Origin of the sequence: Saccharothrix violaceirubra, from assembly GCF_014203755.1 — a bacterium.
In the GTDB taxonomy this organism is placed as follows: domain Bacteria; phylum Actinomycetota; class Actinomycetes; order Mycobacteriales; family Pseudonocardiaceae; genus Actinosynnema; species Actinosynnema violaceirubrum.
This window is the reverse complement of sequence record NZ_JACHJS010000001.1, coordinates 4,673,031-4,691,390: the sequence shown is the minus strand read 5'-3', so window position 1 is coordinate 4,691,390 and position 18,360 is coordinate 4,673,031. Positions and strand designations below refer to the sequence as shown.

19 protein-coding genes are annotated in these 18,360 nt (G+C 70.4%); 8 read left to right on the top strand and 11 right to left on the bottom strand.

Annotated features, from left to right (window positions below):
* Positions 1–39: 39 nt before the first annotated feature.
* Together F4559_RS21590 and F4559_RS21585 are read right to left on the bottom strand one after the other, a co-directional pair.
* A complete protein-coding gene (locus tag F4559_RS21590; protein WP_184671371.1) occupies positions 40–1,578 on the bottom strand; it encodes an MDR family MFS transporter in 1,539 nt (512 codons plus the stop codon).
* Complete coding sequence (locus tag F4559_RS21585; protein WP_184671369.1) at positions 1,575–2,027, bottom strand: MarR family winged helix-turn-helix transcriptional regulator; 453 nt, start codon at positions 2,025–2,027, stop codon at positions 1,575–1,577. Before F4559_RS21585 ends, F4559_RS21590 begins: the two co-directional genes overlap by 4 nt.
* A gap of 110 nt (positions 2,028–2,137) precedes the next feature.
* Between F4559_RS21585 and F4559_RS21580 the strand changes: the two genes are divergently transcribed.
* Positions 2,138–2,713 carry a TetR/AcrR family transcriptional regulator gene (locus tag F4559_RS21580; RefSeq protein ID WP_184671367.1) on the top strand — a complete coding sequence of 192 codons (576 nt, stop codon included), beginning with the start codon at positions 2,138–2,140 and terminating at the stop codon, positions 2,711–2,713.
* 167 nt (positions 2,714–2,880) lie between these two features.
* Here the strand turns inward: F4559_RS21580 and F4559_RS21575 are convergent, their stop codons facing one another.
* Genes F4559_RS21575 through F4559_RS21565 form a run of 3 tightly spaced genes read right to left on the bottom strand, consistent with a single transcriptional unit; the run spans position 2,881 to position 5,011 of the window.
* Complete coding sequence (locus F4559_RS21575) at positions 2,881–3,498, bottom strand: hypothetical protein (protein ID WP_221447333.1); 618 nt, start codon at positions 3,496–3,498, stop codon at positions 2,881–2,883.
* Positions 3,495–3,782: a transcriptional regulator gene (locus tag F4559_RS21570; protein ID WP_246445297.1), complete on the bottom strand. Its 288-nt coding sequence runs from the start codon at positions 3,780–3,782 to the stop codon at positions 3,495–3,497. Before F4559_RS21570 ends, F4559_RS21575 begins: the two co-directional genes overlap by 4 nt.
* Positions 3,779–5,011: a Fic family protein gene (locus tag F4559_RS21565; protein WP_184671365.1), complete on the bottom strand. Its 1,233-nt coding sequence runs from the start codon at positions 5,009–5,011 to the stop codon at positions 3,779–3,781. The genes F4559_RS21570 and F4559_RS21565 overlap by 4 nt, the downstream gene beginning before the upstream one ends.
* Before the next feature lie 580 nt (positions 5,012–5,591).
* Between F4559_RS21565 and F4559_RS21560 the strand changes: the two genes are divergently transcribed.
* Together F4559_RS21560 and F4559_RS21555 are read left to right on the top strand one after the other, a co-directional pair.
* Positions 5,592–6,848 carry an NsdA family TPR-like regulatory protein gene (locus F4559_RS21560; protein ID WP_312865757.1) on the top strand — a complete coding sequence of 419 codons (1,257 nt, stop codon included), beginning with the start codon at positions 5,592–5,594 and terminating at the stop codon, positions 6,846–6,848.
* Positions 6,845–7,321 carry a hypothetical protein gene (locus F4559_RS21555; protein ID WP_184671363.1) on the top strand — a complete coding sequence of 159 codons (477 nt, stop codon included), beginning with the start codon at positions 6,845–6,847 and terminating at the stop codon, positions 7,319–7,321. The genes F4559_RS21560 and F4559_RS21555 overlap by 4 nt, the downstream gene beginning before the upstream one ends.
* 259 nt (positions 7,322–7,580) lie before the next feature.
* Here the strand turns inward: F4559_RS21555 and F4559_RS21550 are convergent, their stop codons facing one another.
* Complete coding sequence (locus F4559_RS21550; protein WP_184671360.1) at positions 7,581–8,177, bottom strand: TetR/AcrR family transcriptional regulator; 597 nt, start codon at positions 8,175–8,177, stop codon at positions 7,581–7,583.
* A gap of 434 nt (positions 8,178–8,611) precedes the next feature.
* Between F4559_RS21550 and F4559_RS21545 the strand changes: the two genes are divergently transcribed.
* Both F4559_RS21545 and F4559_RS21540 read left to right on the top strand, forming a co-directional pair.
* Complete coding sequence (locus F4559_RS21545; protein ID WP_246445295.1) at positions 8,612–9,286, top strand: YdcF family protein; 675 nt, start codon at positions 8,612–8,614, stop codon at positions 9,284–9,286.
* Positions 9,287–9,376: 90 nt separating this feature from the next.
* On the top strand, positions 9,377–9,868 hold the full coding sequence (locus tag F4559_RS21540) for an anthrone oxygenase family protein (RefSeq protein ID WP_184671359.1): 492 nt from the start codon (positions 9,377–9,379) through the stop codon (positions 9,866–9,868).
* A 150-nt stretch (positions 9,869–10,018) separates the two neighbouring features.
* On the opposite strand, the gene F4559_RS21535 is transcribed toward F4559_RS21540, so the two are convergent.
* The 3 genes from F4559_RS21535 to F4559_RS21525 form a co-directional block, all read right to left on the bottom strand.
* Positions 10,019–10,987 carry an NAD(P)-dependent alcohol dehydrogenase gene (locus F4559_RS21535; RefSeq protein ID WP_184671358.1) on the bottom strand — a complete coding sequence of 323 codons (969 nt, stop codon included), beginning with the start codon at positions 10,985–10,987 and terminating at the stop codon, positions 10,019–10,021.
* A gap of 15 nt (positions 10,988–11,002) precedes the next feature.
* Entirely contained in the window at positions 11,003–11,761 is a 759-nt protein-coding gene (locus F4559_RS21530; RefSeq protein ID WP_184671357.1) for a GntR family transcriptional regulator, read from the bottom strand.
* An 88-nt stretch (positions 11,762–11,849) separates the two neighbouring features.
* On the bottom strand, positions 11,850–12,395 hold the full coding sequence (locus F4559_RS21525; protein WP_184671356.1) for a winged helix-turn-helix domain-containing protein: 546 nt from the start codon (positions 12,393–12,395) through the stop codon (positions 11,850–11,852).
* A 98-nt stretch (positions 12,396–12,493) separates the two neighbouring features.
* Between F4559_RS21525 and F4559_RS21520 the strand changes: the two genes are divergently transcribed.
* Positions 12,494–14,269: a S9 family peptidase gene (locus F4559_RS21520; protein ID WP_184671355.1), complete on the top strand. Its 1,776-nt coding sequence runs from the start codon at positions 12,494–12,496 to the stop codon at positions 14,267–14,269.
* Positions 14,270–14,312: 43 nt separating this feature from the next.
* Here F4559_RS21520 and F4559_RS21515 read toward each other — a convergent pair whose 3' ends face one another.
* Positions 14,313–14,723 (bottom strand): DoxX family membrane protein, encoded by a 411-nt coding sequence (locus F4559_RS21515; protein WP_312865756.1) that lies wholly within the window; start codon positions 14,721–14,723, stop codon positions 14,313–14,315.
* Positions 14,724–14,734: 11 nt separating this feature from the next.
* Positions 14,735–16,378: a peroxidase family protein gene (locus F4559_RS21510; protein WP_312865755.1), complete on the bottom strand. Its 1,644-nt coding sequence runs from the start codon at positions 16,376–16,378 to the stop codon at positions 14,735–14,737.
* 299 nt (positions 16,379–16,677) lie between these two features.
* Between F4559_RS21510 and F4559_RS21505 the strand changes: the two genes are divergently transcribed.
* Complete coding sequence (locus tag F4559_RS21505) at positions 16,678–17,661, top strand: efflux RND transporter periplasmic adaptor subunit (protein ID WP_221447332.1); 984 nt, start codon at positions 16,678–16,680, stop codon at positions 17,659–17,661.
* A complete protein-coding gene (locus tag F4559_RS21500) occupies positions 17,658–18,356 on the top strand; it encodes an ABC transporter ATP-binding protein (RefSeq protein ID WP_184671349.1) in 699 nt (232 codons plus the stop codon). Before F4559_RS21505 ends, F4559_RS21500 begins: the two co-directional genes overlap by 4 nt.
* Positions 18,357–18,360: the final 4 nt, after the last annotated feature.

The following is an 18,360-nucleotide window of genomic DNA, read 5'->3' as shown; positions in this document are numbered from 1 at the left end:
GGTTTCGGGGGCGGTTGGTCGCCGCCCCCGGTTCCCGGCTCAGGAGCGGTCGGCCGTGAGGTCCAGACTGGACCGGAGCCGGATCGGCTTGAACGCGAGCGAGGCCAGCACGCCGACCACCGCGATCCCCGCCGAGATCACGAAGATGTGGCCGGTGGCGTCGCCGTACGCGGCCCGCACGATGTGCTGCACGGCCTCGGGCAACGCGCTCAGGTCGAGGCTGCCCGCGCTGCCGCCACCCGACGTCGGGAACCCGGCCGCCGCCAGGTCGTGGTGGATCCGGTCGGCCACCCGGCGGGCCAGCACCGCGCCGAGCACCGAGACGCCGATCGTGCCGCCCAGCGAGCGGAAGAACGCGATCGTCGACGACGCCGCGCCGATGTCGCGCAGCGGCACCGTGTTCTGCACGGCCAGCACCAGGTTCTGCATGCTCATGCCGACCCCGACGCCCACCAGCAGCATCGCGCCGCCGACCAGCACCAGCGACGTCTCGTGGTCGATCGTGCCCAGCGCGGCGAACCCGGGCACCAGCGCGATCGTGCCCACGACCAGGTAGGGCTTGACGTTGCCCGACTTCGTGATCATCCGGCCGGACACGATGGACGCGCCGAGCACGCCGGCCATCATCGGGATGGTCAGCAGGCCGGCCTCGGTGGGCGTGTAGCCCCGGCCGATCTGGAAGTACTGGCCCAGGAACACCGCGCCGCCGAACATCGCCATGCCCACGGCGAGGCTGGCCAGGATCGCCAACGCGGTCGTGCGCCGCTTCACGATCTCCAACGGCACCACCGGTTCCGCCGCCCGCGCCTCCACCCGCACGGCCGCCGCGAGGATCACCAGCGAGCCGCCGACCATGGCCGCGCTCTGCCACGAGAGCCACGCGAACGAGTCGTCCACGAACGAGATCCAGACCAGCAGCAGGCTCACCCCGGCGGCGATGAGCGTGGCGCCCAGGTAGTCGATCTTCACGTCCGGGCGCCGCACGGTGCGCACCTTGAGCGTGGCCTGGAGCAGGAACAGCGCGATCACCGCGAACGGCACGCCCACGAAGAAGCACCAGCGCCAGCCCAGCCAGGACGTGTCGACGATCAGGCCGCCGAGCAGCGGGCCGCCGACCGTGGCCACGGCCATGACGCCGCCGAGGTAACCGTTGTACCGGCCACGTTCGCGGGGCGGGATCATCGCCGCGATCACGATCTGCACCAGGGCCTGGAGGCCGCCGACGCCGATGCCCTGGAACGCGCGGGCCGCGATGAGTTGGCCGGCGTTCTGGGACAGACCGCTGACCACCGAGCCGATCAGGAACACCACGATGGCGGCCTGGACGAGCGTCTTCTTGTCGAACAGGTCGGCGAGCTTGCCCCAGACCGGGGTGGTCGCGGTCGCCGTGAGCAGGGTGGCCGTGACGACCCAGGTGTACTGGGTCTGCGACCCGTCGAGCGCACCGATGATCTTCGGCAGGGCGGTGGAGACGACGGTGCTGCTCAGCATCGCCACGAAGAGCACCAGCAGCAGGCCGCTGAGCGCTTCGAGGACCTGCCGATGCGTCATCGGCTCCGTTTCGGTGGGTGCGCTCATCGCGCGGCCTCCCGGGTGTGGTGGAAGTCGAGGGCTTTCCCGATGTCGGTGGTGAGGCGGCCCAGCGCCGCGGTCAACGCGGTGACCTCGGCGGGGGACCAGTCGGCGAGCACGCGCCGCAGGAGGTCGTCGTGCCAGGTCCGGGCCTCGGCGAGCGCGCCGCGCCCGGCGTCGGTGACGGCCAGGACCCCGGCCCGGCGGTCGACCGGGTCGATACGGCGCTCGACGAGTCCGTGCGCCACGAGCGTGCCCACCGCGCGGCTGACCGTGGACGGGTCGCGTCCGGTGGTGGCGGCGAGTTCCTTGGCGTGACAGCCGCCGGACCGGTCGATCAGGGTCAGCGTGGCGATCATGCCCACCGGGAACTCCGGGTGGCGTTCGGAGCGGAACTGCTTGACCAGGCGCACGGCCTTGAGCAGGTCCCGCAGTCGGTCCACGAGGTCGTCCATCGCGTGCCTCCTCCCGTTGGTTGCCGCAAGCAAGTATCGACACAAACTTGCCTGGTGTGCAAGTTTGCCCAGTGGGAAAGAATGTGACGTACCGCGTACGCTGGACCGCGATGGAGAAGCTCGGGCTCAGGGAGCGCAAGAAGGCCGCCACCCGGCAGGCGATCCACGAGGCAGCCGTCCACCTGGCCCTCGAACTGGGGCCGGAGCGGGTGACGGTCGACCTCGTGGCCGACGCCGCGCAGGTGTCGCGCCGGACGTTCTCGAACTACTTCGCGAACAAGGAAGAGGCGATCTTCCACGCCGACCACACCCGGCTGCGGCGGCTGGTGGCGCTGGTGGCCGCCCGGCCGGCGGGGGAGTCCGCGCGGGCGGCGCTGGCGGGGGCGGCACGTGAGCTGGTCGCCGAGAGCCCGCACTCCGACCCGGTCTGGGTGGCGCAGCGCAGGCTGCTGCGCGGGCACCCCAGCCTCGCGGCGCACCAGGTGGCCGCCTACGCGGTGTTCGAACGCGACCTGACTTCGGCCGTGGCCACGAGACTCCCCGACCCGGACCCGTTGCGTTCACGCGTGCTGGCGGTGACCTTCCTGGCCGCGCTCCGGGCCGCCGCACACGTGTGGCTGGACCACCCCGACCGGTCGTTCGGGGAGCTGGTCGAGGAGGCGCTGGACTGCCTGTCCGGCGGGTGACGGGCCTGGTCGTGACCGAGCGTGTCCGACTGCGTCCGGTGGGGTGATCGCTCGTGTCCCAGGGCGGACTTGTGCACTATCCACATGCCTTGCCCTGTCCACGGTGGGCTGACTCGGTGCGGCTCTGCTCCTGTCACGGTTCCCATGCGGTCGGATTGCCGGGAGGCTCAGCGTTGCCGCGTGACGTCTCGGAGTTCGCGAACCAGGTGGGAAGCGAGGACCCAGGAAAGTGCGGGGTCGTCGAACGTGGCGATGGTCGGCTTCCACCCCCGTACGCCGTTGGGTGAGGCGACGTGGAGTGCGCCGTGGACTCCGACGATGGGTGCGTTTCGCACGCGGACCACGGCGTGGCCGCGTCGCAGTGCGGGGCACAGGCGGGTGGAGAGCGTGAGGCAGTCCGCGCACACGGGCGGTTCGGTGCAGGCCATGCCCTCGGGCCAGTCGGCCCAGTCGGTCCGATTGTCGGGTAGTGCGAAGAGGGTGCCGTCCGGGTCGGTGTCGGCGGGGTGGGCGCAGACCTGGCAGAGGAGCTTGCGCATCGCGCGGCGTTGGCGGGGTGAGTGGACGACGCCGAACAGGGGCTTTCCCTGGTTCCGGGCGAGCGGTACCCGTCGCCAGAGGACACCGTCGCGGTCGCGATCCTGGGCACGTTCGTCGCGGTATCCGATGCCGGTGTTGCCGGGAAGGGCCACCAGATCGTGGGGTTCGGTCTGTTCTGCGGACCACGCGGTGATGTAGGGGACGTGGAGCGTAGGTGAGTGGGTGTCGGTCACTGTGGTGGTCACTTCGTCGAATTTTCTGGAAGGTTGACGACCGTGGCACGCACTGACGGCTTTGGCGCTGGGCTTTGTTCGACGATCTCGAACAGGTCGGTGAAGTCCAGGGGGTGGAGTGCGGTCAGGGCTCCGGCGATGAAGGCCGCTCCGGGTCGGAGTTCGCCGGCGAGGACGCGGGTGACGGTCGACCGGTGGACGCCCATGGCCTTGGATCGGGCGTAGTCGGAGCGCAGACCCGCGAGAGTGGCCGCTTTGGTGAAGTCGCCCGATCGCAGGCGGACGGTGTATCTCATGGTCGTCCCGTCGTGTCGTGGTGGTGGACGAGTTCGAGTGCGGCCGGGCAGTAGACGGTTCGGCCGTATTTGGTGGTGCCGTGGGGAAGGAGGATTCCGGCGTCGCGGAACGCCGTGATCGTGTTGAACGCGGTGCGTGAGGTCGTGTTGTGGCGGCGCACCAGGTCCGGGCCGCTGGTCACGGGGTGTGCCACCAGGTCGGCCAGCACGCGGCGTTGGAACCTGCCGGGATTGTGGGGAAGCCTCCCGGCAAGGCGGTCGTACAGGCCGGGAAGGGCGTCGACCAGGGCGATCTCGTGGTGGCAGGCGGCGATGATCCCTTCCGCCAGGAACCGCACGAACCCGTCCGTGCCGGCTTTCGTCGTGGCGGCGTCCGCCAGGTGCCGGAAGGTCTCGGCGTGGTCGGCAAGTCGGCCGGTGATCGGGAGGACAGGGCGGGTGAGCAGGCCGTCGTGGACGGCGTCCGCGACCAGACCGAGGCGTTGGGCGTGACGGGCCGCTGGCGTGGCCTGCGGATTCACCAGGCGCCGCATGTGGGTGAGGACCAGGGTCGTGGGCATGCCCGGCTCCGGTGCCGGGGTCGGCGGCGTAGGGCCTTGAACGCCGTACAGATACGGGCTGAGGTCGGAATCGACGTGCGTCGGGTGCGCCCGGTAGAGGGCCTGGTGCAGGAGTTCGACCAACGCGACGGGCAGGCCGTCCAGTCGTGCGGAATCGCGGGCCTCGCGGAGCATCACGGTGCGCGGCCACCGTGTGGTGAAGCGGGACGTCTCTACAGTGCTGTCGAGCCAGAGCAGCGCTTCCCGTGCGCGGCCGAGGGCGTAGCCGGTGGGTGCGCTCAACCCCGTGACGCGGGGACGTCGGGGGCGGTCGGACCCGGCCGGGGCGCCCGGCCCGACGCGGGCGACGCACTCGTCCTCCACCCGGTGCAGGACATCGGTGATGCGGACGGCCTCACGGCCGCCGCCGAGGGGAAGCGCGCGCCGTGCCAGGTCGGCATGGTGGGCGGCCCCGACACGTCGGCCCGAGCGGGCCATCAGTCGGGCGATGAGAGCCAGCCTGCGCGCGGGCGCGAACGGATCGGCAGTGGGCAGGCTGAGCAGGTGGAAGGCGTCGTCCAGGGCTCGATGCCGCCGGTTCGCGGCATCGTGTGTCCTGATCCTCGCGGTCACGGTGCGTTCCGTGTCGTCGCGGCGTGGGTCATGCCACGGCACGTGTTCTGTGGTCATGGGTTGGATTCCTGGGGGATGGGGGCGGGGAACGCGCTGGGTGTGGAGGTCGCGCGCGTTCCCCGCGCTCCGGGTGGCCGTCCGCGATCGGGGCGCGGGCGTGCGGACGGGCGTGGTCTGTCGGCTGGCACCCGAGTCACTGGGCGGGGCTGGGTTTGAGGTCGTGGAATGGTTTCTGAGGTGCGGAAACGGCAATTCCGGACGATCTTGGGCGGCAGGAACGGCGTCGAGTATCGGGACCGAAACGTGATCCCTCGTGAGCCCTGGCCGGGTTCGAGCAGACCCCATGCGCACAACTCCGTAGCCCTGGTGAGCACGTCGGCTTCGCTGGTCGTCTGTCCGAGGAGCAGTTCACGTCGGACGCGGCCCGCCAGCCGGACCGCCGCACCCAAGGTGGGCGGACTGAATGCGACGAGGGCGAGCAACAATCCGGACATGATCACCAGAATGCGTGCGGGAGGTCGGGCAGTACACGGCGCCGAGAGGGGAGTGCAAGGGGAGATCCGGGGGAGAGTTCGTCGTTTTCCGCGATGTAAGCCCCTGGGTACGCTCGGTGAAGGTTCAGCAGAGGAGCCACGTCGTGCCGGAACGCAACGAGCAACTTCGCATCGCCCGTGAACGGGTGGAGTCACCGTCGTGTCCCGGCGAACCTTTGACACGGCTGGAGCTGGCCGATCTCGTGAATGCCCATGTCTACCGCGCAACCGGGAAGGTGACTGCGGTGGATGCGAACCATGTGGGCAAATGGGAACGGGGCGCGTTCCGCTGGCCCGCTGCCTACTACCGGAACGCCCTGCGCACCGTTCTGGACGTCGGCACCGATGCAGAGCTGGGGTTTCGACGTCCGGCACGTGGTAAGCCTGATGACGTGGACCGCCGCGCACTGTTGAAGACCGCCCTCGGTGCAAGTGCCGGGGTGGTCGCCACACGCCGTCTTCCCGGTCCGGCAGTCGACCTCGACGACCTCGCGACGGCCATCATGGGGCCGACCGCGCACTACCGGCGGATGGAGTCGGCCGTTCCTTCCGATCAGCTCGCTCCCGCCGTGGACGCCCACCTGCGACTCGCGTCGGGCATCGTCGCGAGCAGGATGCGCAACTCGACCGGATACGGCGTGCTGTCCGAGATCGCAGGCCTTTCCGCTTGGCTTGCCGTGGACCGCGACGACCACGCGGCGGCGCGCAAGCGGTACACGGAGGCTGTCGCGCACGCGGAGCGCGCCCACCACCCGCTTCTCGCCGCCTACATGACCGCCTCTCTCGGGCACTTCGCCGTTGAGGCAGGTCACGCACGACAAGGTGTGGTGCTGCTCGATCGGGCAGCGAATCAACTCGACAAGTCCGCTCCCGACTCCGCACGCGCATGGCTTGCGAGCCTTCACGCGGTCGGGCACGCGGCACTTGGTGATCGCACCGCGACGCTGATCGCCCTTCGAGTCGCCGAACGTCTCACCAGTCGCAAGGGCGGAGAACCCCGCTGGCCGTGGGTCTTCACCTTCGACCGGGCCAAAGCCGCGCGTTACCAGGCATCCGCATTGGGACGTCTTGGGGATCTCCGCGCGGCCCGGGACGCGTTCGCCGGCGCGGACCCAGCTCTTTCCGCTGCCAAACCGCGGGCACTGGCACAGGTTGATCTTGCGCAAGTGCTCGCCGGAGCAGGGATGGTGGATGAGGGGTGCCGGCTTGCCCTTGCGGCACTTGCTGTTGGCCGGGACTACGGGTCCGAACGCATCACCGGCCGCGTACGTGATTTCCGACAGGCATTGCCTGTCCGCACGCGGGACGCGGCATCGTTGGACGACGCGTTGACCGCACTCTACGAGGGGGAAACCGGGTGACCCGACTTGCCATCACTGGACATCGTGAACTTTCGGTGCCCACGGAACGGCTTGTGGACGCTGCGTTGCGCGAGGTGGTGAACGAGCGCGATGCGGGGGAACTTGTCGGTCTGTCATGCATTGCGGACGGGGCCGATACCTTGTTTGCACAGGCCGTTCTCGACGCGGGCGGATCGTTGGTGGTCGTTGTGCCCGCCGCCGAGTACCGGGACGGTCTTCCCGAGTCTCATCACTTCACCTATGACGCCCTGCTGTCGAGCGCGACACGTGTGATCGAGTTGGACCACACCGAGTCCGACTCTGAAGCTCACATGGATGCGAGCGTCCGCATGATCGCGGAGGCGGACGAGTTGATAGCCGTCTGGGACGGCAAGCCCGCACGCGGCTACGGCGGGACAGCGGATGTCGTCGGCGTCGCGCGCGAAAGGAATCTTCCCGTCACGGTCGTGTGGCCTGACGGGGCCTCCCGCTGAACGCCACCAAGAACGGGGGTACCCCTCGTCTGGCCGCAATCTTGCGACGGGACAAGGGTAACGGGCACCGAGTCGGGCCACGCCAATGGGCGGCTCGGTGAGCTAATGTGCCCGTGAGCAAACGCTCGTTGTCTTTCCCCTTCATCCGGGTCCGCAAGGCGATCTTCACGTCCGGTGGCCGGCGTGAACCGTGTCCGGTGCCGTCCGGTCGGTGTGCCACGACCGCGGTCTCGGTCGAGCAGGTCGTCGTGGCGGGTCGTCAGCCGGCCGTCAGGCGCAGGAACCGGTCGACCGCGATTCCGGCCTCGCGGCGGACGCGCTCGGGCGTCGGTGGTTCCTCCCCGAGAAGCGCCCGGATCTGGTGGTCGGCGACCACCAGTCCGTACAGCAGGCGGAACGCCTCCGGCGGGTCGGCGATGTCGTTGGCCGCCAGGTACGCCTCGACGGCCGGTCCCGTCGTGTGCCGGCCGTGGCGCAGCACGAGTCCGGCCAGTTCGGGCGAGCCCATGGCCGCCCGGTTGATCGCCAGCGACGGCGGGCCGACCAGCAGGAGCAGCAGGTTCTCGGCGATCGTGGTCAGCCGGTCGCGGAGGGCCTCGGGCGAGTCACTGCCCGAGGGCAGGTCGGTGGCCACGTCCCGGGCCTGCCGGCGGACCAGCTCGGCCAGCAGTCCGGCGCGGTTGTCGAACCAGTTGTAGAGGCTCTCCTTGGACGAACCGGCCCGGGCGGCGACGGCCGCCATGGTCAGGCCGTCGACGCCGTGCTCCACGAGCAGGGCCAGGGCGGCGTCGAGCGCGGCCTCGCGGCGGGCCGCGGCTTCGCCCGCTCGCGGGCGGCCTCGGCGTCGTTCGGGCACGGTGCCTCCTGGTGTGGATCCGAACCGCGGTACGGTTTTATCCGTACCGTTTGGTTCGATTGTATCGGGAGTGTTCGTGTCCGACCGGCTTGCCGCCCGCGTGCTGTGACGTCGTGTTCCTGTTCATGGCGGGTCGACGTCAGCACGCTCGGTTCGTAGGCAGCCGGATTTCCTGGTCGGGCTCGGCGATTCGCGGCGCGACCAGGGTGAGATCCAAGGTCCGCTGTCCGTACGTCAGACCTACCGAAAGGCGCACCGGTTCTTCGTCGATCCAGCCGTGCCTCGGCGGGCAGCGCGGTCGAGCCACTGTGGACAGTGGATTGCGGCTTCTGGGTCAAGCCGTAGGCGTATCCCGCGAATACGGCATGTCGCACCAACTGGTCAGTATCGAAGGCCTCCGCCTTGCCTTCGTGCGGTCGCAGTGAACACGGAGGATGAACGGCTTCATGGCATCGGCAGGCATTACTCAGGCGCAGTGGCATGACGCGGAAGCCATTTGGGACTACCACCAGCTCGGTCATGAGCCGCGTCCCTGTGATGTGGCGATCGGCTTGGGGAGTCATGACCTCGGCGTGGCCGACCACGCCGCCGAGCTGTACAAGGCAGGCATGTTCCCGCTTGTCGTGTTCAGTGGTGGCAACAGCCCGACGACTGCCGCACGCTTCCCGCGCGGCGAAGCTGTCCACTACCGCGAACAGGCGATCGCCTCGGGTGTGCCGGATTCGGCCATCCTGGTCGAGCCGCAGGCGGGCAATACCGGTCAGAACATCTCGTTCTCGCGTGCCGTGCTGGCTGAACACGGGCTGGAGCCACGCAGTGTGCTGCTCATTTCCAAGCCGTACATGGAACGTCGGGCGTTCGCGACCTGCCGCCTGCTTTGGCCGGAAGTCGCGGTGGTCTGCACGTCCGAGCCGCTGGAGTTCGTCGACTACATGGCTTCCATCGGCGATGAGAAGCTGGTCGTCGACATGGTGGTCGGCGACCTGCAACGGGTCATCGAGTACCCGAAGCAGGGCTTTGCCGCACCTCAGGACGTACCCGTCGGGGTGCTCGCCGCCTACGACCGGTTGCTCGCGGCCGGTTTCGACAGCCGCCTGATCCGGCCATGAAGCAGGGAGCGTCGTGCCTCCTGGTGTAGATCCGAACCGCGCGGTACGGTTTTAACCGTACCGCTTGGTTCGATTATATCGGGAGTGCTCATGTCCGACCGGCTCGCCCGCGGCGTGCTGTGGCTCGCCGCCGCGCTGACCGCCCTGATCGCCGGGTTCTTCTACGCCTACGCGTGCTCGGTCATGCCGGGCCTCGCCACGGTCGACGACGCGACGTTCATCGCCTCGATGCGCGGGATCAACGCCGTGGTGCGCAACGTCGCCTTCGCGCCGAGCTTCTTCGGCGCACTGGTGGTCACCGCCGTCGCGGTCGCCTTGCACCGGCGCCGTCTGCGGGTCCTGCCGTGGGTTGTCGCGGCGCTGGTGCTCTACGCGGCGGCGTTCGCGCTGACGATGGGCCTCAACGTCCCGCTCAACGAGTGGCTCGCGACCGTCGACACCACCGACGCGGCCGGTGTCCGTGCCGCCTACGAGGGGCCGTGGGTGACCTGGAACATCGTGCGCACGGTCCTGTCGGTGGGCGCGCTGGCCTGTCTGCTCGTCGCGGTCGCGGTGCGTGGTGGTCCGCCCCTGCGCGGGTGATGACAGGTTTTGGGCTAGACCAGTATTGTCGGTGTGCAAACGCTCGGCCGGTGCGCGGGTCCGGGGTCCGTTCGAGGGGTGCCGACCGCGGGCACGGGTACCGCATGATCGGCAGCGGTCGCCTTCCGCGGTCGGAAGGCCCGCCGCCGGTCAGTCCGCCCGTACGACGATCACGACGTTGCCGACCTTCCGTCCGGTCTCCACGTACCGGTAGGCCTCGACGATCCGGTCCAGCGGGTAGCGCCGGTCGACGACCGGCGTGAAGGCCCCGGACGCCATCAGGTCCCGCAGCCGTTCGACGACGGCCCGGTCGTCGCGCGGGAACGGGAACCGCACCCGCCGACCGCGCAGCAGCGGGGTGACCAACGCCAGCACGGGGTTCTGCGCCCAGGGCCCCAGCTCCGAGGACAGGTACACGCCACCGGGTTTGAGCAGTCGTCGACAGCGGCCGAACGTGCTCTTGCCGACCGCGTCGAACACCGCGTCGTAGGTCCGCTCGTCCGCGGTGAAGTCCCCGGCCGTGTAGTCGACGACCCGGTCCGCGCCGAGATCCCGCACCAGGGCCAGGTTCTCCGTGGCGCACACCGCCGTCACGGTCACGTCGAGGCTCTTCAACAACTGCACGGCCGCCGAGCCGATCCCGCCGGTCGCGCCGTTGACGAGGACGTCCTGCCCGGCCCGGATTCCCGCGTGCGTGATGAACGCGAGCGCGTAGTGCGCACCCTCGGTGCCGGGGGCGGCCTGTTCGAAGGTCACGTCCGCCGGGATGGTCGCGATCGACCCGTCCTGCGGCACGGCCAGGTACTCGGCGTGCGCGCCGAACGCGCCCTCGTTGTACCCGAACACCCGGTCGCCGACGGAGAAGGCCGTGACGCCGCCGCCGATCTCCTCGACCACACCGGCGAACTCGGTGCCCATGATCGTCCGCCGCGGTCGGACGAGACCGGTGAGCAGCCGCATGAAGAACGGCTTGGCCGCCCGGTAGGCGCAGTCCGTCCGGTTCACCGTCGTCGCGTGCACCCGGACGAGCACGTCCCGGTCCCCGACCGCCGGCCGGTCCACCTCGACGATCCGGACGACCTCCGGCGGGCCGTACCCGGTGTGCACCGCGGCTTTCATCGATTTCCCCATCCGCTAAGGCCGTACCCGGGTGACCACCTCGTAGCGGTCGGCCCGGTACACCGACCGGCCGCTCTCCACCGCGAACCCCGTCGTGTCCCGCGGCACGCCCTCGATCACGAAGCACGGCTGCGTGCAGCCGATTCCCAGCGTGGCGGCCTCGTCGGGCGCCGGCAGCACCGCCGAGATCCGCGTGTCGGACCCGGCGACCCGCACGTCCCAGCGCCGGGTCAACTCCGCGTACAGCGACCGGTCGGTCCAGTCCACCGCCTCGATGCCCGGGAACCGCTCCACCGACAGGCACGTGCGCTCCAACGCCATCGGCACGTCGTCGGCGGTGCGCAGCCGCACCAGCAGCAGCACCGGGCTGCCCGGCGCCAACCCGAGCCGACCGGCCACGGGTTCGTCCGCGGGCTCGACCCGGGCGCACAGCACGCGGGCGCCCGGCGTCAGGCCGAGTCCCCGCGCGTGGTCGGTGAACGAGGCGACGAGATCGACGGCGGCCCGCGCGGGTTCGGCGACGAACGTGCCGTGCCGCGGTCGCCGCACCACCACCCCTTCGGCCGCGAGCCGGTCGAGTTCCTGCCGCACGGTCATCCGCGCCACGCCGTAGCGCTGGGCGAGCACCCGCTCGGAGGGCAGCAACACCCCCGGACCCAGTTCCGCGACCAGCGACTCCAGGAATCGGCGCAGTTGGCCGCCCTTGGGCGCGCCGAGGACGAGCGTCGTCGGCAGCGTGATCGCGGCCGGCAGTTCGTGCTTCGTGCGGGGCACGGCGCCAGTATCTACGAGCCGCCCGTCCCGCCGGCCCCTCACCACGGCGCGCGACTGCCACCCGGTCGAGTGGGTCCGAGTGCGTGTTTCAGGGTGTCCGAGTGGAGGACTCGCGGTGGTGGGGGCGGGCGTTGAGCGACCACAGGTACGAGAGCGGCTCGCCGTCCGGGGTCGCGCGGTCAGTGAACTCCTCGATCAGGGCGTACAGGCGGGCCTTCAATTCCTCCTGCGCGGCCTTGTCCAACCGCAGCACGCCGCGCGCCACGTCCCGGTACGCGTCGGGACCGGCCTCGACGACCTCGGCGCGGTGGGCGGAGATCAACGCCAGGTCCACCTGCCGGGTCAGGTCGCCCTCGACGCTCTCCAGGCCCAGTCGCCACGTGCGGCGGGTCGAGCGGTAGGGGCGTTCCACCGCGCCGCGGTTGCCGGTGCGAACCGGTTCGGCGACCAGGAAACCGGCCTTCGTCAACGCCCGCACGTGCCGCAGTACGGTCGCCGGCGCGACGCCGAGCCGGGCGGACAGCTCCTGGTTGGTCAGGGCGTGGTCCAGGCACAGCCGCAGCACGCGCCACCTCAGCGGGTGCGCGAGGGCCTTCAGCTCCTCGACGGTGGCGGGCCGGGCCTGATCGGTCACGGTCGCGAGGGTAGCCGACCCGGATCTTGCCGACGCGCCGCCGGAACTGCTTGACTCGAAAGCGATTGCAGAAAGTGGAATCAGTCAGGGGGAAGCCGATGACGACGGATTTCGAGTGGCTCTCGGGCGCCGAACCCGGTCCCGGCGGGGAGATCGCGTACGTGTCCGACGCGACCGGACGGCCGCAGGTCCGCCTGCTGCGCGCGGCCCGGCACCTGCCCGTCGACGGGTCCGTGCGCCGGTGCGCCTGGCGCCCGGACGGCACGCGACTGCTGGTGCTCGTCGACCCGGACGGCGGCGAGGACCACCGGCTCGCCGAGATCGACCCGGTGACCGGCGCCGTCGAGTGGCTCGTCGCGGAACCGGGCGTGCGCTGCGAAGTCGGGGTCCCTTACGGCACCGCGAGCGCGCCTTACAGTCCCGACTCGCGCCTGCTCGCCTACGCGAGCAACGCCCGCGACCGCGAGGTCTTCGACGTGCACGTGCGCGACCTGGCCACGGGTGCCACCCGCACCGTGCTCACCGGCGACGACCGGTGGCTCCCGGTCTCGTTCTCGCCGGACGCGACGAAGCTGCTCGTCCTGCGCCTGCACCAGAACACCGAGCACGACCTGGTCCTGTGCGACCTGCGCGCGAACACCGTCACCCCGTTGACCGACCGCACCGGTCCGGACAAGTACGAGCCGATCGGCTGGCTGCCCGACTCGTCGGGCATCCACGTGTGCACCACGCACGGCCGGGACTTCATGGGTCTGGCCACGCTTTCCCTGGACGGCACGCTCACGTGGACCGCCACGCCACCGTCCGATGTGGAGGGTGGAGCCGTCCGGGGTGACCTGGTGGTCTGGGGCGTCGACGTCGGAGGGTGGACCCGACTGCACTGGACCACGACGGGCTCGGGCGTCACGCACGAGGTCGAAGGGCTGCCGCCCGGCGTCGCCGTGCACGAGTTCGGCTACAGCGGCTTCGTGCCGCGCTTCACCCACGACGGCCGGCTGCTCGTGCAACTGGGCCGCCCCGACGCCGCCACCGAGCTGTACCTGGCGGACCTGGCCGCGGGGACCGCCGAGAAGCTGACCGACTTCGGCGCGAGACTCCCGAATAACCTCGTCGTGCCAAGGGAGATCCGGGCGACGAGCGCCGACGGACTTCGCGTCCGCGCGCACCTCTACACGCCGCACGAACCGAACGGTGCCCTGGTCGTGACCGTCCACGGTGGACCCGAGTACCAGGCGTACCCGACGTTCGACCCGCTCGTGCAGGAGCTGCTCGCGCGCGGGATCGGTGTACTGGCACCGGACATCCGCGGCTCGTCCGGCCACGGCCTGCGCCACCAACGCCTGATCTACGGCGACTGGGGCGGCGGCGACCTCGACGACCTGGCCGCGATCACCGGCGCGCTCGCCGACGTCGACTGGGTCGACACCACGCGGCTGGGCGTGCACGGCGCGTCCTACGGCGGGTTCGCCGCGCTGTCGTGCGTGTCCCGCCTGCCGCACCTGTGGCGGGCAGGCGTCAGCGAGTGCGGCTCGTCGGACCTGGTCACGGACATGCTCTCGGCACCGCCGACGTGGCGCAAACGCCTCAAGGCCTGGATCGGCGACGTGGACGACCCGGTCGCCCGCGCCGAACTGACCGCACGCGGACCGCTGGCCAACGCGTACCGCGTCACCGCGCCCGTACTGCTGCTGCACGGCGAGAACGACACCCGCGTGGACCCCGAGGAGTCGGAGCGGATGTACCGCCGCCTCAAGGAACTGGGCAAGCCGGTGGAACTGGTCCGTCACCCCGGCGTCGGCCACGAGGTGGACCGCGAGTCCCTCGCCGCCACCGTCGCCCTGATCGCCGACTGGTTCACCACCCACCTCGGGTGAGGAGGGGGAGGGTGCCACCGCCCGCGCGACACCCTCCCGTTCCTCATCGGCGTTCGTGCTCCGCGAAAAGGACCAGAACCGCGCAGAGGAGTACGAGGTTCTTGAGCACGAACTCACCGTTCACCGTCAGCAGCAAGGGGTTGCCGCCGGCGAACGCCATGCCGGGCGCCTGCACGAACACGATGAACGTGCCGAGCAGGTGTGCCCCCATCGCGGCGAGCACCGCCCGCAGGTACCGGCCGACCACCAGGGCCACGCCGAGCACGACCTCGAACCAGCCGAGACCGGGCACGAGCAGGTCCGGGTCGACCCACGGCACGGACGCCTCCAGCAGCGCGGCGATCGGAGTCTCGCCGACGACCTTCAGCAGTCCGAACCACACGAACACCAGGCCGAGTGACACACGCAGCGCGGGCATCGCCACGCGGTCGGCCAGCCTGACCTCCTCCCGCACGGCCGCCATGCTCAGCCGCCCGACGTCGTCGGCTTGTCGCCCAGCGGGTTGAGCAGGTCGGCCTTGCCCTCGAACGCGAACAGCAGCAGGTCGGTCATCCGGAACGTCGCGGAGTCCGGCCCGTAGACCGGCCGCCACGACGGCGTGCGGACGATGGACGTGCGGCTCGCCTCCATCGACCGGTGGAAGACCTCGGCCACGATCCGGCCGCCCACCTGTCCCAGCAGGCCGCCGTTGAACTCGGCCTCCCGCAGGATGTAGATCCACAACGGCGTGTTCCCGCCGACGAACGCCTGCTGCTCGTCGGTCAGCGCGGAGAAGTCCGCGCCGCCGTCGCCGGTCAGGATCTGCTCGGGCGTCAGCGGTTCGACGCCGAACAGCTCCGCGATCTGCTGACCCGTCGCCAGCCGGACCATGTTGGCCCGAGTCAGGTTCCGGAACGCCAGGTTGCGCTCGATGTCGCGGATCGTCGTGCCCCGGCCGCCGAACGTGCCGGCGGGCAACTGCGTGAGCGGGTCGACCAACAGCGTGTCGATCCGCTTGGTCACGTTGCCGCCGCCGCTGTCGGCCGGCGGGACGAGGTCGTCCCGGTCCGCCTCGGTGAAGTCGTAGAGGCGGCGGAAGTCGGCGATCCAGTTGGTGGGCAGGGTGTGCACGGTGCTCGAGTTCGGGTCGTCCAACTCGGGCAGGCCCGAGGTGGGGTCGAAGTTGCCGCTCGTGCCGGTGAAGGTGAACAGCAGCAGGAGGGACGCGATCGGGCCCGGCCCGGTGCTGTTGAACACCCGGTTCCACTGGTAGGCACCGCGGATCATGCTGTGCCCGAGGCGGTACGCCGCGACCGAGAACTCCAGCGGCATCGTCGGCCGGTTGCCGTGTGCCGTGAAGCCCCGACCGGGCACCTCGAAGAACTTCCTGCCGTGGGTGAACACGTCGTCGACGACGGCCGGGTCGACGATGCGCGGCAGGAGGTCGGTCCGCAGCATCCACTGGTAGTGCCGCACGACCAGGTCGCGCGCGGCCTCGAACAGCAGCTTGCCGCTCAGGCCCCGCAGCGCCAGGTCCTCGACGACCCGGTTGTGGAACCTGATGAAGGCGAGGTGGGTCTGCGCCACGATCAGGTTCTCGTCGTTGCGGGTGTCGGGGATCAGCGGACGCCGGCGGTCGGCGCCCGTGCCGTCCGTCCCGCCCTTGCGGGGCAGGTCGAACCCTTCGAGTGCGATGTCCACCTTGGCGTCCGGGAACGTCGTCCTGGACGTGGTGCCCATCTTCAGGCTGATGCCGTCGGCGGCGTAGAACTCCCGGTCCGTGCGGTCGCGCGGGCCGCGACCGTAGAGCGAGTCCAGGTCCAGGGCCGGCGACCGGCCCTGGACCAGGTCGTCGGTGTCGACGTCGTCGCCGAGCTTCGACTCGCTGCGGTCCATGGTCAGGTCGTGGTCGACGAACTGACCGAGGTAGGTGAAGCCGGCCGGGATCGCCGGGTCGGTCGAATCCGGTTGCGGCACGGCGGCGGTGATCGCCGTGGCCAGCGCGATGCGGGTCTCCTCGTCGAAAGACGGCCCCTCCGGTCCCAGCCGCGAGAAGCGGAACCGGCGCAGTTCCTCGACCGTGAGCGCCTGCCGGGTGACCGGCTCGCCGCCCTGATCGAATTCGAGCACTCCTTCGCCCACCACGAAGAAGCTGTCACTGCCGTGCTGTTTCAACGTAGACCCCCCCGAGTCTGTAATTCCGGTCGGAACCGGTGGCGGGACGACGCACCCCCTGCGCCGCCCTCACCTCCAAAGTACGCCGAATCCGCGCGTGGATACGTGCGTCCGGCGGTTTTGTGGTCCATCGGTTGCTGATAGTGAATCCACGCGACTTGTGCACGGCGGGCAACCCCGTAATGGCGCCGGACGTCTTATCGCTAAATTGATCTCTCCGATAGTCCGGCGGATTCCACATGTGGGGGGAACCGGTGTCCAGACAAGTACTCGTGTGCGCGGTCGCGGTCGTGGTGGGCGCGACCGCGTGCACCTCGGGCGAGCAGAAAGCGGAGCCGCCCGGCCTCGCCGACCGGGGCGCGACCATGACGACCGCCAAGCCGACCAGGCAGGACCTGTCCAGCAGGATCAGCCTGTCCGGCAAGGTCGCGATGAACCCGGTGTTCGGCCTCGTCGCCCCGGTGGCGGGCCAGGTCCGCTTCTGGGACGTGGCCGACGTGAAGGGCACGCCCACCACGCCGACGCGGGTCGCGACGGTGTGGACCTCGGGCACGCCCACCTACGTCGACGTGCCCGCCGGGTCCACGTTCAGCGGTCGCCTGGTCGACGAGAAGGCCGACGTCACGGTCGGCATGCCGATCGTGTCCGCCAAGTACGCGGGGTACGGCATCGTCGCCGAACTCGCGGGCGACCAGGCTTACAAGATCGCCGATACGAAGGGGACGGTGCAGGCGCAGATCAAGAACGGGCCGGGGCCGTTCGACTGCGCGTTGCTCGGCACGATCGCCGCGCTGCCGGCGGGCACGGTCCCGGCCGAGCCGCCGGCGAAGCCCGACGCGGAGAAGCCGGGCGCGACCGGCGTTCCCACGCCGCAGCCGCAGACGGCCGCGCCGGAACCGAAGACCGGGTCCGACTCGACCGGCCTGCGCCTGGTCTGCACGCCGCCCGCCGACGTGAAGATGGTCAACGGCGCGTCCGCGACCGTCGAGGTCGTCACCGGCTCGGCGACGCAGGCCCTGGTCGTCCCGGTCGAGGCCGTCGCCGGCGGCCAGGGCAGGGGCAAGGTCGAGGTCGTCGGCGACGACGGCAAGCGCACGATCGTCGACGTCGTGCTCGGCCTGACCGACGGCAAGGTGATCGAGGTCAAGTCCGGCCTGACCGGCGACGAGACGCTCGCCGTGCCCGGACCGAACCTGCCGCAGGTGCCCGAGGCGCAGCCGGGCGGTCCGACGGGATGACTCCGCTGATCCGGCTCACCGGCATCACGAAGACCCTGAAGGGACAGGACGAACCGCGCACGATCCTCGCCGGCGTCGACCTCGCCGTCCACAGCGGGGAGAGCGTCGCCATCCTCGGCCGTTCCGGTTCGGGCAAGAGCACGCTGCTGAGCCTGCTCGGCCTGTTCGACCGGCCGGACGACGGCACGTACCTGCTCGGCGAACGCGACATCACCCGCCTGCCCGAGCGCAAGGCGGCGGCGTTGCGCAGCGCCGAGTTCGGTTTCGTGTTCCAGAGGTTCTTCCTGCTCAAGCACCTCACGGCCGCGCAGAACGTGGCCATGGCCCTGGTCAACGGCCAGGGCTGGCTGCCGCGCCGGCGGCGCAAGGCCCAGGTGCTGGCGGCCCTGGACCGGGTGGGCATCGCGCACCTGGCCAAGCACCGGCCGCAGCGGCTGTCCGGCGGCGAGCAGCAGCGCGTGGCGATCGCCCGCGCGCTGGTGCGCGAACCGCGCGTGCTGCTGGCCGACGAGCCGACCGGCGCCCTGGACACCGAGACCGGCAACCTCGTCGTCGAGGTGCTGCGCTCGGCCACCGACCACGGCTGCGGGCTCGTGCTCGTGACCCACGACCACGATCACGCGGCGCGGATGGGCCGGGTGCTGACGTTGTCGGACGGCGTGCTGCACGCCGTGGACCGGGCGGTGATGCGGTGAGGAG